The 16,840-nt window shown below is 71.2% G+C and carries 11 protein-coding genes; 9 read left to right on the forward strand and 2 right to left on the reverse strand.

Going from position 1 to position 16,840, the window contains the following annotated elements:
• Positions 1 to 482: 482 nt before the first annotated feature.
• Positions 483 to 1,667, reverse strand: coding sequence for a sugar transporter (locus tag U4012_RS07560; protein WP_321797386.1), 1,185 nt, complete (start codon positions 1,665 to 1,667; stop codon positions 483 to 485).
• Positions 1,668 to 1,868: 201 nt separating this feature from the next.
• Here U4012_RS07560 and U4012_RS07565 point away from each other — a divergent pair, with 201 nt between their 5' ends.
• Complete coding sequence (locus U4012_RS07565) at positions 1,869 to 2,543, forward strand: HAD family hydrolase (protein WP_321797388.1); 675 nt, start codon at positions 1,869 to 1,871, stop codon at positions 2,541 to 2,543.
• Positions 2,544 to 2,661: 118 nt separating this feature from the next.
• Here the strand turns inward: U4012_RS07565 and U4012_RS07570 are convergent, their stop codons facing one another.
• Complete coding sequence (locus U4012_RS07570) at positions 2,662 to 2,904, reverse strand: DUF6566 family protein (protein WP_321797390.1); 243 nt, start codon at positions 2,902 to 2,904, stop codon at positions 2,662 to 2,664.
• 179 nt (positions 2,905 to 3,083) lie between these two features.
• On the opposite strand from U4012_RS07570, the gene U4012_RS07575 reads away from it, so the two are divergent.
• From U4012_RS07575 to glgB, 8 genes are all read left to right on the forward strand, one after another.
• The gene (locus U4012_RS07575; protein WP_321797393.1) at positions 3,084 to 3,779 is read left to right on the forward strand and encodes an MgtC/SapB family protein; all 696 of its coding nucleotides are present in this window, start codon (positions 3,084 to 3,086) and stop codon (positions 3,777 to 3,779) included.
• Entirely contained in the window at positions 3,776 to 4,114 is a 339-nt protein-coding gene (locus U4012_RS07580) for a hypothetical protein (protein ID WP_321797395.1), read from the forward strand. Before U4012_RS07575 ends, U4012_RS07580 begins: the two co-directional genes overlap by 4 nt.
• Positions 4,111 to 6,333 (forward strand): VTT domain-containing protein, encoded by a 2,223-nt coding sequence (locus tag U4012_RS07585; protein WP_321797397.1) that lies wholly within the window; start codon positions 4,111 to 4,113, stop codon positions 6,331 to 6,333. Before U4012_RS07580 ends, U4012_RS07585 begins: the two co-directional genes overlap by 4 nt.
• The gene (locus U4012_RS07590; RefSeq protein ID WP_321797399.1) at positions 6,324 to 7,139 is read left to right on the forward strand and encodes an endonuclease/exonuclease/phosphatase family protein; all 816 of its coding nucleotides are present in this window, start codon (positions 6,324 to 6,326) and stop codon (positions 7,137 to 7,139) included. The genes U4012_RS07585 and U4012_RS07590 overlap by 10 nt, the downstream gene beginning before the upstream one ends.
• A 12-nt stretch (positions 7,140 to 7,151) precedes the next feature.
• Positions 7,152 to 7,640: a phage protein NinX family protein gene (locus tag U4012_RS07595; RefSeq protein WP_321797401.1), complete on the forward strand. Its 489-nt coding sequence runs from the start codon at positions 7,152 to 7,154 to the stop codon at positions 7,638 to 7,640.
• A 184-nt stretch (positions 7,641 to 7,824) separates the two neighbouring features.
• On the forward strand, positions 7,825 to 11,217 hold the full coding sequence (locus tag U4012_RS07600) for a maltotransferase domain-containing protein (protein ID WP_321797403.1): 3,393 nt from the start codon (positions 7,825 to 7,827) through the stop codon (positions 11,215 to 11,217).
• Positions 11,217 to 14,627 carry a maltose alpha-D-glucosyltransferase gene (gene treS, locus U4012_RS07605; protein ID WP_124521782.1) on the forward strand — a complete coding sequence of 1,137 codons (3,411 nt, stop codon included), beginning with the start codon at positions 11,217 to 11,219 and terminating at the stop codon, positions 14,625 to 14,627. The genes U4012_RS07600 and treS overlap by 1 nt, the downstream gene beginning before the upstream one ends.
• Positions 14,624 to 16,825 (forward strand): 1,4-alpha-glucan branching protein GlgB, encoded by a 2,202-nt coding sequence (gene glgB, locus U4012_RS07610; RefSeq protein WP_321797405.1) that lies wholly within the window; start codon positions 14,624 to 14,626, stop codon positions 16,823 to 16,825. The genes treS and glgB overlap by 4 nt, the downstream gene beginning before the upstream one ends.
• Positions 16,826 to 16,840 lie beyond the last annotated feature (15 nt).

Raw genomic sequence — 16,840 nt, forward strand, 5'->3', positions numbered from 1 at the left:
CAACCGCGCGTCTCGCACTGGCGAGTCAACAATTGTCAAACGCTTCGAAACGAGACTCAAATTTCGAATTTCAGACGTGACTGATTGACTTGCGCTCGAGCCTCGCTGCTCGAGTTTCCACGATATATCCGACAGCTAACCTCCCCCGACCCATTACCGCAGCGTGGAAAGGATCTCAACGAAATCGCTCTCTTCAGCGAGGCGCGCCACAACCGCGCGATTTTCCGCTCACGCATCGCAGCATCAGGGAACGCATGGAGGCAGATCGGCGTGCACGTGCGGCGCCACGCGAAATCACGCATGCCAAGCACGCGTGCCTGAAGTCGGACAACGATTGAGTTTGAGGCTGAAGGCGTCCAGCGGGCGCGGCGTCGTGACCGGCCGCATCGCATGCCGGTAAACATCCTGTGCATTGACGCGCCTGCAGCGATCAGTGCAACGCGCCGGCGGCACGATCGCCGCCCCCGCCGGCCCAGCGGCAGCTACGCCAACGCCCGCCGCTCATGCAGCCGCAACGCGGCCCACGCAATCCCGGCCGAGAAGATCCCGACCACGCCGCCGAACGTGCCGATCCACGGCAGGCCGAAATCCCCGGCGATATGGTTGCCGAGCAACGCGCCGGCACCAATCCCGACGTTGTACAGCCCGGAAAAGATCGACACCGCGAGATCGGTCGCCTCCGGCGCCAGCTTCAGCACCCACGCCTGCATCGCGAGCCCGAAGCAGACGATCGCCCCGCCCCACACCAGCGTGTGAACCGACAGCGTGACGATGTTCAGCGCGCTCGGGAACAGGATCAGCAGACAGGCCGACAGCGCGATGATCGACGCGAGCAGGAAATCGGCCGGCCGTTCCGGAAACACGCGATTGAAGCAGAGCGCGGCCGGCATGCCGGCCACGCCGAACAGGATCAGCACGTAGGTAATCCGGCTGCTGCTCGCATGATTGACGCTCTGCACGAACGGCTCGATGTACGTGTACGACGTGAAGTGCGCGGATACGACCAGCACGGTGATCGCATACAGCGCCACGAGCGCCGGCTTCCTGAGAAACGCGCCGATGCTGGACAGCGATCCGGCGCCCTGGCTCGGCAGCACCGGCAGCGTCATGCGCAGCATCAGCAGCGCGACGGCCGCCGCGCCGCCGATCACGAGGAACGTCACGCGCCAGCCGAGCGCCTCGCCGATCACGCGTCCGAGCGGAATGCCGGCGACCATCGCGATCGCCGTGCCCATCGCGAGCAGGCTCAGCGCGCGGCTTTTCCGGTCGCTCGGCGCGAGCCGCACGGCCAGCGGAACGGAGATCGACCAGAACACCGCGTGCGCGCACGCGATGCCGAGCCGGCCGATCATCAGCACCGTGAAATTCCACGCGACGCCGGTCACGACATGGCTGCCGACGAACACCAGCATCGCGCAGCTCAGCAGCTTGCGACGCTCGACGTGGCGCGTGACGAACGTGAGCGGCAGCGACACGACGGCGACGGCCCACGCGTAGATCGTCAGCATCAGGCCGACGTCGGTCGGCGGCATCCTGAGGCTGTCGCCGATCGCGCTCAGCAGCGCGACGGGCACGAACTCGGTGGTATTGAAGATGAAGGCAGCAAGGGCCAGGGCCAGGACGCCCCACCACGACTGTTCGGAACTGACGGCGTCCGGGGTTGCCATACGGGAATTCGACGAAGGTTGGGGGCGCGTGCGGCGCGGGCAGCCGGCCCGGCGCATCGGCGCGATTGTACCAGCGGCACATGACATGCCGCGGCGGGCCGCGCCGCCGGGACATGGCGATGACACGGCCGCGCGCCGATAATGCGTCGAAGGACATTTCACGGACGATTTGCCCGAACGTCATCGGGCCGGGAGATTCACATGCGCATTGAAACGTCGTTTCTGTTCGATCTCGACGGCACGCTCGTCGACAGCGTCTATCAGCACGTGCTCGCGTGGAAGGAAGCGCTCGATGCCGAAGGCATCGAGCTGTCGGTATGGCGCATCCACCGCAAGATCGGGATGAGCGGCGGCCTGTTCCTGAACCAGCTGCTGCGCGAAACGGCCGGCGACCTCGACGCCGAGCGCGTCGAGCGGCTCGCGCGGCTGCACGCGGCCGCGTACCAGCGGCTGCGCACGCAGGTCCGGCCGCTGCCGGGCGCGCGCGAGCTGCTGGCCGCGCTGTCGAACGCGGGCATCCGCTGGGCGATCGCGACCAGCGGGCGGATGGAAACGGCCGCCATCAACCTCGAGGCGCTCGGCGTCGATCCGGCGAAGAATGTGGTCGTCACGCGCGATCAGGTCAAGTATGCGAAGCCGGATCCCGACCTGTTCCTGACGGCCGCGGCGAAGCTGAACGTGCCGATCGAGCACACGGTGGTGGTCGGCGACAGCATCTGGGACATGCTCGCCGCAAGCCGCTGCCGCGCGCTGGGCGTCGGGCTGCTGTCGGGCGGTTACGGCAGCGACGAGCTGGAACGCGCGGGGGCGCTGCGCGTGTACGACGATCCGGCGGATCTGCTGTGGCATCTCGACGAGATCGCGGCACGGCCATAGACCGTTCGCGTTAGCGGATCCCGGCGCGCGCGGCGTCGGCATGCAGTCACGAAAGCGCCGAGCCGCGCACACGCGCCCTGTTGATCGAATCGGGTCGGTCGATTCGATTCGCCCCGAATCAATCGTCATCGACCCGCTTGTCGATCAGATAACGCCCGCGCTCGACGCCCGCGCGCAGCGCCTCGTCCTGCGTCGACCATTCGGAGCCGGCCGGCTCCGGCACGATCAGCTCGATGCGGGCACCGTCGACATAGACCTGCACCTCGTCGTCCCACGCGCCGCGTGCGTTGCGCCGCGCCCATACGCGAATCTCGTGGCCGCGATACGGGTCGCGAACCTGTGCGTCCTGTTGATGCTGCATCCTGGCCTCCTGTACTTATCTGCGATGGCGATGCAAAAAATGCGCGCCGCATGACCGCCGCGTGCGCCGTCGGCCCCGCGCGCACGCGCCGTGCCCGCTATCGGCCGCCCCGGCACGTGTCTTGCGTTCGTGCCCGGTATCGAACCGCTCCGGTCCGCCAGACAACAAAGGAGGCCGCGATGATCGGCCATATCGAACTCGTCGGACGCCTGCTGCTCGCCGCGCTGCTCGGCAGCGTGATCGGGCTCGAACGCGAACGGCTGAACTGGGCCGCCGGGTTGCGTACGCACATGCTGGTGTGCGTCGGCTCGGCCCTCGTGATGCTCGTCTCCACCTTCGGCTTCGAGGACGTGCGCGGGCAATACGGCGTCGTGCTCGATCCGTCGCGGGTCGCCGCCCAGGTGGTCTCGGGCATTGGCTTTCTCGGCGCCGGGTCGATCCTGCTGCGCGGCGAAGTCGTGCGCGGGCTGACGACGGCCGCGAGCCTGTGGGCGGTGGCCGGCGTCGGCCTGGCCGCGGGCGGCGGCATGTACGTCGCGTCGATCGGCGCGACGGCGATCGTGCTTGCGATCCTGGCGGGCGTGAAGCCGCTCGAGCGCCGCTTCATCGCGCAGCGGCAGCAGCGCACGCTGCGGCTCGTCGTCGAGCGCGGCGGCCTGACGCTCGACGTCCTGCACGACGCGCTCGGCGCGGGCCGCGTGCGCGTGAAGCGGTTCATCGTCCAGCAGTCCGACGACGATCCGGAGACCGACGACATCTCGATATCGTTCTCGCGCACGAGCGGCGCGGAATTTGCGGCGATCTGCGAATCCCTGCAAGGCATCGCCGGCGTGCGGACCTGCAGTCCCGACACCTCGTCAAGGAGTTTCGCGTGACCCAGACCGACCTGCTTTCCTATCTCGTGTCGAGCCAGCTGGCCGCGCGCATGCGCGGCGGCACCTGGCTCACCACCAGCCAGGTGGTCGGCGCGCTGCGCGCGTGGCTCGCGTGCCATCACGCCGAATGCGGCTGGCTCGACCGGATCCGGATCGCGAACGCGTCCGCGACGATCGCGCAACGCATCTACGACGTCGCGGCCGCGTACGGCGAACCCGAGCACGGCGAACGCGTCCGGCTCGACGCCGGTTCGCCGGAACTGCAGGCGCTGCGCGCACGTTGCGACGCGCTGCTGCAACGCATCGACGGCGGCCGGGACGTCGACACCCGATGATCGCGCCGGACCGCAAGCCGCGCGCCGCCGTCGCGACGGCGGGCCCCGACGAGGCGGCGGCCGCCCCCTCGCGCACGGCCGAACCGGTGCGACACGGCCTGCTCGAATGCGGACGCAACTGCGACACGATCCGCAGCGCGGACCGCTTCGCGATGCTGGTGGACGGCGCCGCGTATTTCGCGACGCTGCGCGCCGCGCTGCGGCGGGCGCGCCATACGGTGTTCATCGTCGGCTGGGACGTCGACAGCCGGATGCGCCTCGCGCCGGCCGACGCCGCCGGCGACGGGCTGCCCGACACGCTCGGCGCGTTCCTGCACGCGCTCGCGGCCGCGCGCCACAACCTGCGCATCTACGTGCTCGCGTGGGACTTCGCGATGATCTACGCGCTGGAGCGCGACTGGCCGCCCGTCTATCGCGCCGCGTGGCGCGCGCATCGCGGCATCCGGTTCCGGCTCGACGACACCCATCCGCGCGGCGCGTCGCATCACCAGAAACTCGTCGTGATCGACGACCGGCTCGCGTTCGTCGGCGGGCTCGACCTGACGCGCGAGCGCTGGGATACGCCTGCGCACGCGGCCGACGATCCGCGCCGCCGTGACGCCCGCGGCATGCCGTACGGCCCGTTTCACGACGTGCAGGCGATGTTCGACGGCGACGCGGCCGCCGCGATCGGCGAGCAGGCGCGCACGCGCTGGCGCAACGCATGCGGGCGTCCGATCGCGATCCGCGCGCAGCGCCATCTCGAGCGCGACGAAGACGTCGATCCGTGGCCGCCCGGCGCGCGCGTCGACGTGAACCACGTGCGGCTCGGCATCGCGTACACGGCGCCGCGCCACCGCGACCGCGAGCCGGTGCGACAGGTGCGCGCGCTCGTCGAGGACACGATTCGCGCCGCGCGGCGCCACCTGTACATCGAGAACCAGTATTTCACCGCGGCCGTGGTGCGCGAAACGTTGTCCGCGCGACTGGCCGACCCGCACGGGCCGGACGTGACGGTCGTGGCACCGCGCGTGCAGAGCGGCTGGCTGCAGGAAGCGACGATGGGCGTGCTGCGCGCGCGGCTGCACGACACGCTCAAGTCCGCCGACCGCTTCGGCCGCTACCGGCTGCTGTACCCGCACGTCGACGGCCTCGGCGACACATGCGTGAACGTGCACAGCAAGATCCAGATCGTCGACGACGAATGCATCGTGATCGGCAGCGCGAACCTGAACAACCGGTCGATGGTGCTCGACACCGAATGCTGCATCGCGCTCGTCGCGGCGGGCGAGCCGCGCATCCGCGCCGCGATCGCCGGCCTGCGCGAGCGCCTGCTGGCCGAACATCTCGGCACGCCGCCGGCCACGGTCGCCGCTGCGTTCGCGCAAGCCGACCGGCCGAACGCCGCGCTCGACCGGCTGCGCGCGAAACCGGGCCGCACGCTGCGCGTGCTCGACCCGGTCGTGACGCCGCAGCTCGACGCGTTGGTGCCGGTCAGCGCGCGGCTCGACCCCGAGCAGCCGATCGAGCCGGACCGGTTCGTCCGCGAGTTCCTGCCGCGCGAGCAGCATCGCCCGCTGACCGCGCGCTTCCTCGCGCTCGGCGCGGCCGTGCTGCTGGTCGCGGCGCTCGCGTTCGCGTGGCGCTTCTCGCCGCTCGGCAAGGCGCTGAACGTCGCGGCGCTCGCGCAGGCGGCGGCCCGCGCCGCGGCACTGCCGGGCGCGCCCGCCCTGCTGCTGGCCGGCTACGTGGTCGCGGCGACGCTGTCGGTGCCGATCACGCTGCTGATCGCCGCGACGGGGCTCGTGTTCGGCGCGTGGCCGGGCTTCGCTTACGCGGCCGTCGGCTCGCTGACGGCTGCCGCCGCGACCTACGGGATCGGCCGCTGGCTCGGGCGCGACGCGGTGCGCCGATTCGCGGGCGCGCGGGCGAACCGGCTCAGCGAACACATCGGCCGGCGCGGCGTGGTCGCGATGGCCGTGCTGCGGCTGTTGCCGATCGCGCCGTTTACGATCGTGAACCTGGTCGCCGGCGCCTCGCACATCGGCCTGCGCGACTTCCTGGTCGGCACCGCGATCGGGATGCTGCCGGGCATCTTGCTGACGGTCACGTTCGCGCACCAGCTGACCGCCGCGTTCCGCCATCCGGGCCCTGGCGCATTCGCGTGGCTCGCGGCGATCGGCGTCGCGCTGGTCGGCGTGTCGGTGCTGCTCGTCAGGGTGCTGCGACGATGGCGCTGAGCCGGCAGCCGGCCCCGCCGCCGGACATCGTCACGTCGGACGGCGCGCCCGCCGCCGCGCCGGGCGGACGCGACCTGCGCATCGCGACGTACAACATCCGCGGCGGCTACGGTGCGTGGCCCGCGCGCGCGGCCGATCGAATCGCGGCGGTGATCCACGAGCTCGACGCGGACGTGATCGCGCTGCAGGAAGTGCCGCTCGGCGGCACGCGCGCGCCCGACGTGCTCGCGCACCTGCGCGACGCGACCGGCATGCACGCGGTGGCCGGCCCGACCATCGACACGCCGGAGCGCCGCTACGGCAACGCGGTGCTGTCGCGCTGCCCGATCCGCGCCGCGCGCACGCTCGACCTGTCGTTCCACCCGCGCGAGCCGCGCGGCGCGCTCGATGCGGACATCGACTGCGGCGCCGGCACGCTGCGCGTGGTCGCGACCCATCTCGGGCTGTCGGCGAACGAACGCAGCGCGCAGGTGCAGCGGCTGCTCGCCGCTTTCGACACCGGTGCGATGCCGGTGATCCTGATGGGCGACATCAACGAATGGTTCGTGCGCGGCCGCGCGCTGCAGGCGCTGGTCACGCGATTCCGCCGCGCGCCGGCGCCGCGCACGTTCCCGACGCTGTACCCGATGTTCTCGCTCGACCGGATCTGGATCCATCCGGGCGAGTTGCTGGTCGACGTGACCGTGCATCGCAGCATGCTGGCCCGGCGCGCGTCGGATCATTACCCGCTCGTCGCGCGCATGCGTGCGCGGTCCGCGCCCGGCACGCCGCCCGCGCGCGACGCGCACCGCGCCGACGAAACCTGACGGAGCAAGCCCATGCGAACCGACGAACTCGACGGAAGGGCCCTCGACTACTGGTGCGCGCGCGCACTGTGCGCGGACGACGAAAACACGCTGTACTTCACGGCCATCGAGCCGCAGGTGATCGTGACCGCCGCGTGCGATGCGTTGCGGCGCCTCGACGCGCATTTCGCGCCGTCGGCGTCGTGGGCCGACGCGGGGGCGGTGCTCGATCGCGTCGGCGATCTGCGGATCGCGCGGCGCGGCGACGGCGTCGAATGCGACGCGTGCTTCATCGACGGCCCGTCGACCTGCGCGGCACGCGCGCCCGACGCGCGCACCGCGTTGCTGCGCGCGTTCGTGCGCGCGCGCTTCGGCGACGACGTCGATACCCCTCCGCCGTTTCCGCACCGGATCGAGCGCGGCGCGCCGGTGCGCTACGACCCCGGTGCGCCGCTGCCCGAAACGGACGACGATCCGGCCGCCGGCGACAGTTCGGACATTCGCTCGATTCCGCGCATGTGACGACGCCGGAGGCCCGGGCATGGGCCATGCGTGCGATGGCATGACCCTCCCGCGTTCATGTAAAAAGGACAGGGTTCCGCCCCGGCATCCCGCCCGCGCGTTGCCGCGCCGGGCGCCGCGCTGCAGGCACGCGGGTTGCGGCGCACGGCCGTTACCGTTCGCCGCCGCCCGGACCCGCCATCCCATGAACGCCACCCCGCCCTTCGCTCCCCACCTCTACTTCTGCGACGCGCGCCTCGTCGGCCCGCTCGACGCGTGGCCCGACACGTTCGCGCACATCGCCGGCATGGGCTTCGATCACGTGCTGATCGGCGGCTTCTGGGCCGCCAGCGTCGCGGGTTTTCCGCGCCACGTCGCCGACTTCCACCGGCCGGCCGCGACGTTCGCGACGCGCGCCGGCGCACTCGAAACCTTCTCGCGGCTCGCCCAGCTCGCGCACGGCCACGGGCTGCGCGTGCTGCTCGAAGTCGTGCCCGACCGCATCGCGCGCGACAATCCGCTGCGCGCCGAGCATCCGGACTGGTACGCCGAGCGCGCGCACGACGACGCGCTGATCGATCCGCGCTGCGGCGCGCATGAACTCGACGTCGCCCATGCGCGGGTCGGCGACGACGCGACGCACGATGCGCTCGCCGCGTGGTGGTGCGCGCATCTCGCCGCGTTCGCGGACGCCGGCGCGGCCGGCTTCCTGATCGACGCGCCGCATCACCTGCCGGCCGCGTGGTGGCCCGGCTGGCGCGCGGCGCTGCGGCGCGCGCGCCCGGACGTCGCGGTGCTGGCCGGCGTGCCCGGCCATGCGCGCGACGCGCTCGCGCAACTCGAGGGAGCCGGCTTCGACGCGGTGTTCTCGTCGGTACGCTGGTGGGATCTGCGCTCGCCGTGGTTTGCGGACGAACACCGGCTGCTGCGCCGCATCGGCTCGCCGATCGCGTTTCCCGACGCCTTCGACGGCCCGCGTCTTGCCGACGACTGGCACGACGCGCCGGACGAGACGCTCGCCCGCGCGTACCACCGCGCGCTGTGGACCGCGGCCGCGCTCGGCACCGGCTGGCTCGTGCCGATGGGCTTCGAGCGCGGCGTCGCGCTGCCGCTGATGGTGCGCGATGCGGACGCCGCGCGCTATCGCGCCGCGTTCGACGTCGCGCGCTTCGACCTGTCCGGCGCGATCGCCGACGCGAATGCGTGGCGCCGCGCGACGCCGCTTGCGGCCGGGCGCGGCGAAATCGCGCAACTGAGCGCGCCCGGCGCGGCCGCGACCGCGCTGCTGCGCGGCATGGGCCCGTCGCTCGAGCACGACGACACGGCACTGCTGATCGCGCTGAATCCCGCTCTCGATGCCGACGCGCCGGTCGATCCCGCGACGATCCTGCCCGGTGTGCCGGGCGGCTTCACGCAGGTCGCGACGCCGGCGGGCACGCACACGCATGCACCGGTCGCGCTGGCCGCCTTCACGCTCGAACCCGGCGGCTACGCGCTGCTCGACGCGCGGCGCGCGCCGCCCGCAACCACGCGCGCCGGCGCCGCGGACGAGCGCGCCGCGTTGTCCGCCACGCTCGCGGCCGACCGGATCGCGATCGAACGCGTCGAGCCGGCGGTCGACGGCGGCCGCTTCGCGATCAAGCGCGTGATCGGCGAAACGCTGGTTGTGCACGCATCGATCTTCACCGACGGCCATGCGCATCTCGCGGCCGCGCTGCAGTGGCGCGCGGACGACGAAGACGACTGGCGCGAAGTGCCGTTCGTCGCGGAACCGAACGACCGCTGGCACGCGCGCATCGCGCTCGACCGGCTCGGCCGCCACGCGTTCCGCGTGATCGCGTGGCGCGACGACTGGGCCTCGCTCGTCACCGACATCGCGAAGAAGCGCGCGGCCGGCCAGGACGTGACGCTGGAGGTGCGCGAGGCGCAGTTGCTGCTCGCGACCGCGCTGAAGCGCGCCGCGCCGGACGGTCCGCACGCGGTCCGGCAGATGGAACGGCTGGCGGCCGACTTCGACGACGCGTCGCACGAACGCCGTCTCGCACTGCTCGGCGAACCCGCGCTCGCCGACGCCTACGCGGCGCTGCGCTACCGGCCGTTCGTCACGCACGACGAGACCGTCTACCCGGTCGAGGTCGAGCGTCGCGCCGCACGCTTTTCCAGCTGGTACGAGCTGTTCCCGCGCTCGGCGAGCAACGACCCGCACCGGCACGGCACCTTTGACGACGTGATCGCGCAACTGCCGCGCATTCGCGACATGGGCTTCGACGTGCTGTATTTCCCGCCGATCCACCCGATCGGCACGACCGCGCGCAAGGGCCGCAACAACACGCTGAAGGCCGGCCCCGACGACGTCGGCAGCCCGTACGCGATCGGCTCGCCGGACGGCGGCCACACGGCCGTGCATCCGCAGCTCGGCACGCTCGCGTCGTTCCGCGCGCTGATCGATGCGGCGCGCGCGCAGGGGCTCGAAATCGCGCTGGATTTCGCGATCCAGTGCTCGCCCGACCATCCGTGGCTCGCCGCCCATCCGGGCTGGTTCGCGTGGCGGCCCGACGGCTCGCTGCGCTATGCGGAAAATCCGCCGAAGCGCTACCAGGACATCGTGAATCCCGACTTCTATGCGCCCGACGCGCTGCCCGACCTGTGGCTCGCGCTGCGCGATGTGGTGCTGTTCTGGGTCGAAGCCGGCGTGCGGATCTTCCGCGTCGACAACCCGCACACGAAGCCGCTGCCGTTCTGGGCGTGGATGATCGCGGACGTGCGCGGCAGGCATCCGGACGTCGTGTTCCTGTCGGAGGCGTTCACGCGCCCCGGAATGATGTACCGGCTCGCGAAGATCGGCTTCTCGCAGTCGTATACGTACTTCACGTGGCGCGAGACGAAGCACGAATTCATTGACTACCTGACCGAGCTGAGCGCCGGCCCCGCGCGCGAGTTCTTCCGGCCGAACTTCTTCGTGAACACGCCCGACATCAATCCGCGCCACCTGCAGAACGCGCCGCGCTCGCAGTTCGTGATCCGCGCGGCGCTCGCCGCGACGCTCGCCGGCTCGTGGGGCCTGTACTCGGGCTTCGAGATCGGCGAATCGGCACCGCTGCCCGACAGCGAGGAATACGCGGACGCGGAGAAATACGAGCTGCGCGCGCGCGACTGGGCCAAGGCCGCGCACATCGGCGGCGAAGTCGCGCGGCTGAACCGCGCGCGGCGCGAGCATCCGGCGCTGCAGACCCACCTCGGCCTCACGTTTGCCGACGCGGACAACGACCAGGTGCTCGTGTTCGTGAAGGCGACGCCCGCGCACGACAGCGTCGTCGCGGTCGCGATCAGCCTCGACCCGTGGCATCCGCAGGCCACGAACTTCATGCTCGATGCGTCGCTGTGGCGCGGCCTCGGGCTCGTCGACGGCGAACCGCTCGACGCGCTCGAACAGGACGCCGCGCGCGCCGAAACCTGGCGCGGGCATCGCCAGTACGTGTCGCTCGACCCGCACGTGCGGCCCTATGCGATCTGGCGGCTCGCGCCGTCTCCCGGCGCCGCGCGAGCGGCGGCGCCCGACCCGGGCGGTGCCCGGGGCCCTTCCGGAGCACACGCATGATGAAACGCGAAGACTCCCTCGACGACGTGCGGCGCGCGCAGTTCCCGTCGCTCGCCCCGGCCGGCACGCCGCGCCGGCGCCGTGCGCGGCGCCGCGCGCCCGCGCTCTGCGCGGACGATCCGCTGTGGTACAAGGACGCGATCATCTACCAGGTGCACGTGAAGTCGTTCTACGACTCGAACAACGACGGGATCGGCGACTTCCCCGGCCTGATCGCGAAGCTCGACTACATCGCCGAGCTCGGCGTCGACACCATCTGGCTGCTGCCGTTCTACCCGTCGCCGCGCCGCGACGACGGCTACGACATCGCCGACTACCGCGACGTGCATCCCGACTACGGCACGCTCGCCGACGTGCGGCGCTTCATTCGCGAAGCGCACGCACGCGGCATCCGCGTGATCGCCGAGCTGGTGATCAACCACACGTCGGACCAGCACCCGTGGTTCCAGCGCGCGCGGCGCGCGAAACCCGGCTCGATGCATCGCGACTACTACGTGTGGTCCGACACCGACACGAAATACGCGGGCACGCGGATCATCTTCCTCGATACCGAAACGTCGAACTGGACCCACGACCCGATCGCCGGCCAGTACTACTGGCACCGCTTCTACTCGCACCAGCCGGACCTGAACTTCGACAACCCGGCCGTGGTGCGCGAGGTGATCCAGGTGATGCGCTTCTGGCTCGATCTCGGCATCGACGGGCTGCGGCTCGACGCGGTGCCGTACCTGGTCGAGCGCGAAGGCACCAACAACGAGAACCTGCCCGAGACGCATGCGATCCTGAAGCGGATCCGCGCGACGATCGACGCCGAGTACCCGAACCGGATGCTGCTCGCGGAGGCGAACCAGTGGCCGGAAGACGTGCAGGAATACTTCGGCAACGAGGACGAATGCCACATGGCGTTCCACTTTCCGCTGATGCCGCGCATCTACATGTCGATCGCGAGCGAGGACCGCTTCCCGATCGTCGACATCATGCGGCAGACGCCGGCGCTCGCGCCGAGCAACCAGTGGGCCGTGTTCCTGCGCAATCACGACGAGCTGACGCTCGAGATGGTCACCGATTCGGAGCGCGACCTGCTGTGGCAGACCTATGCGAGCGACCGGCGCGCGCGGATCAATCTCGGCATCCGTCGCCGCCTCGCGCCGCTGATGGAGCGCGACCGGCGCCGCATCGAGCTGATCAACTCGCTGCTGCTGTCGATGCCCGGCACGCCGGTGATCTACTACGGCGACGAGCTCGGGATGGGCGACAACATCCACCTGGGCGACCGCGACGGCGTGCGCACGCCGATGCAATGGTCGTCGGACCGCAACGGCGGCTTCTCGCGCGCGGACCCGGAACTGCTGGTGCTGCCGCCCGTGATGGGCTCGCTGTACGGCTACGACGCGATCAACGTGGAGGCCCAGACGCGCGACCCGCATTCGCTGCTGAACTGGACGCGCCGCATCCTGTCGACGCGCCGCGCGACGCAATCGTTCGGGCGCGGCACGATCCGCTTCCTGCGCCCGGAGAACCGCAAGGTGCTCGCCTACCTGCGCGAACTCGAAGGCCACGAGACGGTGCTGTGCGTCGCGAACCTGTCGCGCGCGTCGCAGGCCGTCGAACTCGACCTGTCCGAATTCGCGGGCCGCGTGCCGATCGAAATGACGTCGGATTCGCCGTTTCCGCCGGTCGGCCAGCTCCCGTATCTCCTCACCTTTCCGCCGTACGGGTTCCTGTGGTTCGTGCTGTCCGAGCATGGCCGCGAGCCGTCGTGGCGGCAGCCGCATGCGCAGCCGCTGCCCGAGTACGTGACGATCGTGATGCGGCGCGGCGACGCGCGGCCGGACGTCGGCCAGCTGCATGCGCTCGCGCACGATGCGCTCGCGTCGTGGCTCGCACGGCGGCGCTGGTTCGCGTCGAAGGACCGCAAGATCGGCGACGCGTGGCTGAACGTCGTCACGCCGATGCCGGACGAGCCGTTCCAGTACGCGGAAGCATGGGTATCCGCGAGCGACGGCGGGGTCGAACGCTACGTCGTGCCGCTGGCCGCCGCGTGGGGCGGCGAGACGTCGCAGCCGCTGTTCGCGCAGCTCGCGCTCGCGCGCGTGCGGCGCGGCCATACCGTCGGTTACCTGACCGACGCGTTCGCGCTGCCGTCGTTCGCGCGCGGGATGCTGCGCAAGCTGCGCGACGGCGCGACGGTGCCGACTTCCGACGGCGGCCGCCTCGACTTCCTGCCCGAGCAGGCGCTCGCCGCGCTCGATCCCGGCGACGACGCCGAAGTGCGCTGGCTCGCGGCCGAGCAGAGCAACAGCTCGCTCGTGATCGGCGACGCGATCGTGCTGAAGCTGGTGCGCAAGGTCGCGCACGGTATCCATCCGGAAGCGGAGATGAGCCGCCACCTGACGCGGATCGGCTATGCGAACACCGCGACGCTCGCCGGCGAAGTCGTGCACGTCGATCCGGACGGCACGCCGCATACGGTCGCGATCCTGCAGCGCTACGTCGACAACCAGGGCGACGCGTGGACGCGTTCGTTCGACTTCCTGAGACGTGCGGTCGACGAGCTCGCGCTGCCGGCCGTCGACGAAGGCGACGCAACGGAGTCCGGCGAGGAACCGGACGCGCTGCTCGGCTATGCGGCGTTCGCCGGGATCGTCGGCACGCGGCTCGGCCAGTTGCACGTCGCGCTCGCGCAGCCGTCCGACGACCCGGCGTTCGCGCCGGAGCGCGCGACCCCGGCACACGTCGATCACTGGCGCAGCGATGCGATCGCGTCGTTCGAGCACGCGCTCGACGTGCTGGGCACGCGGCTCGATACGCTGGCCCCCGCCGAGCGGGCCGCGGCCGACACGCTGCTCGCGTCGCGCGACGCGGCCGTGCGGGCGCTCGGCGAACTGGTGCCGCGCACCCTCGACGCGCAATGCACGCGGATCCACGGCGATTTCCATCTCGGCCAGGTGCTCGACGTGCAGGGCGATGCGCTGCTGATCGACTTCGAGGGCGAGCCCGCGCGCCCGCTGGAGCGGCGCCGCGCGAAGTCGCATCCGCTGCGCGACGTGGCCGGCTTCCTGCGCTCGCTGTCGTACGTGAGCGCGGCCGCGCAGTTCGTGATCGAGAAGGCGCCGCCGCAGGCGGCCGGCCGCAAGCGCGCGCTGTTCGACCGCTTCGGGCAGGCCGCCGCCGACCGCTTCGTCGAATGCTATCGCGCGGCCGCCGAGCAGGCGCCCGAACGCTTCGTCGACCCGCGTTATGCCGATCGCCTGCTCGCGTTGTTCCTGATCGACAAGGCGTCGTACGAGCTGTGCTACGAAGCCGCGAACCGCCCCGACTGGCTCGGCGTGCCGGTCGGCGGGCTCGCCGCGCTCGTCGAACGCCTGCTCGACACGCACGGTGAACCCGACGACGGAGGCACCCGATGACCGACACGCTGTTCGACCGCCACGATATCGATGCGCTGCTCGCCGGGCGCCATCCGGACCCGTTCGCGTGCCTCGGCCCGCACCGGGATGCCGGGCGGATCGTCGTGCGCGCGCTGCTGCCCGGCGCGCGGCGCGTGCGCGCGGTGACGCCCGACGGCGACGAACTCGGCACGCTCGCGTGCGTCGACGAAGCCGGCTGCTTCGCCGGGACGATCGCACGCGACGGCCACTACCGGCTCGCGATCGAGTGGCCCGACACGCGGCAGGTGACCGACGATGCGTATGCGTTCGGCACGCTGCTCGACGACGCGGCGCTCGCGCGGTTCGCGGCCGGCGACCCGGCCGCCGTGCTCGAGTGCCTCGGAGCAACGCCCACGCGCGTCGACGGCATCGACGGCGTGCGCTTCGCGGTATGGGCGCCGAACGCGCAGCGCGTATCGGTGGTCGGCGACTTCAACACCTGGGACGGCCGCCGTCATCCGATGCGGCTGCGGCGCCCGTGGGGCGTGTGGGAACTGTTCGTGCCGGACATCGGCGCCGGCGAGCACTACAAGTACGAGCTGCGCGCGAGCGACGGCCGCGTGCTGCCGCACAAGGCCGATCCGTGCGCGCGCGCGACCGAAGCGCCGCCGCGCACCGCATCGGTGGTCGCCGACACGGCGGCGCTCGACGCGTTCGCGTGGCACGACGACGGCTGGATCCACGCGCGGCCGCATCCGGATCGTCGCTTTCGGGTGCCGTGGTCGATCTACGAGGTGCATCCGGAATCGTGGCAGCGCGTGCCCGAGGAAATGGACCGCAGTTCGACCTGGGACGAACTCGCCGAGCGGCTGATCCCGTACGTGCGCGGCATGGGCTTCACGCACGTCGAGTTCATGCCGATTTCCGAGTACCCGTTCGGCGGCTCGTGGGGCTACCAGCCGCTCGCGCAGTTCGCGCCGTCGGCGCGCTTCGGGCCGGTCGACGGCTTCGCGCGCTTCGTCGACCGCGCGCACGCGGCCGGCATCGGCGTGATCGTCGACTGGGTGCCCGCGCATTTCCCGAACGATCCGCACGGCCTCGCGCAGTTCGACGGCAGCGCGCTGTACGAGCACGCCGATCCGCGCGAGGGCATGCACCCCGACTGGAACACCTGCGTGTTCAACCTCGGGCGCAACGAGGTCGGCGCGTTCCTCGTCGCGTCGGCGCTCGCGTGGGCGCGCCGCTATCACGTCGACGGGATCCGCGTCGACGCGGTCGCGTCGATGCTGTACCGCGACTACTCGCGCCGGGAAGGCGAATGGGTGCCGAACATCCACGGCGGGCGCGAGAACCTCGAAGCGGTCGCGTTCCTGCGCACGCTGAACGACACATTGCACGGTGCGCTCGCGCCGCCGGGCATCGTCACCTTCGCGGAGGAATCGACCGCGTGGCCGGGCGTCACCGCGGCGACCGGCGACGGCGGGCTCGGCTTCGACTTCAAGTGGAACATGGGCTGGATGCACGACACGCTCGCGTATCTGCGCGAGGATCCGATCCATCGCCGCTATCACCACGACCGGATGACGTTCGGGCTCGTGTATGCGTTCTCCGAGCGCTTCGTGCTGCCGCTGTCGCACGACGAGGTCGTGCACGGCAAGGGTTCGCTCGCCGCGAAGATGCCCGGCGACGCGTGGCAGCGGCTCGCGACGCTGCGCGCGTACTTCGGCTTCATGTGGGCGCATCCGGGCAAGAAGCTGCTGTTCATGGGCAGCGAATTCGCGCAATGGGCCGAGTTCGCGCACGACGCGACGCCGCACTGGGACCTGCTCGACGCGCCCGCGCATCGCGGCGTGCAGCGGCTCGTGCGCGACCTGAACCGCGCGTACGCGGCCGAACCGGCGCTGCATGCGCTCGATTGCCACGCGGCCGGCTTCGCGTGGCTGATCGGCGACGATCGCGACAACAGCGTGTTCGCGTTCGCGCGCCGCGACGACACCGGGCGTCTCGTCGTCGCGGTCTGCAACTTCACGCCGGTGCCGCGTGCCGGCTATCGCGTCGGGTTGCCCGCGCCCGGGCAGTGGCGTGAACTGATGAACACCGATGCCGCCGTGTACGGCGGCACGAATGCCGGCAACGACGGCACGGTGTCGACGGAGGCGATCCCCGCGCACGGCGAGTCGTGGTCGGCCACCTTGCGCCTGCCGCCGCTCGCGACGCTGTGGCTGAGCCCGGCCTGACACCCGGCGCCCTCG

Source organism: Burkholderia sp. BCC1988 (assembly GCF_905339895.1).
GTDB lineage: Bacteria > Pseudomonadota > Gammaproteobacteria > Burkholderiales > Burkholderiaceae > Burkholderia.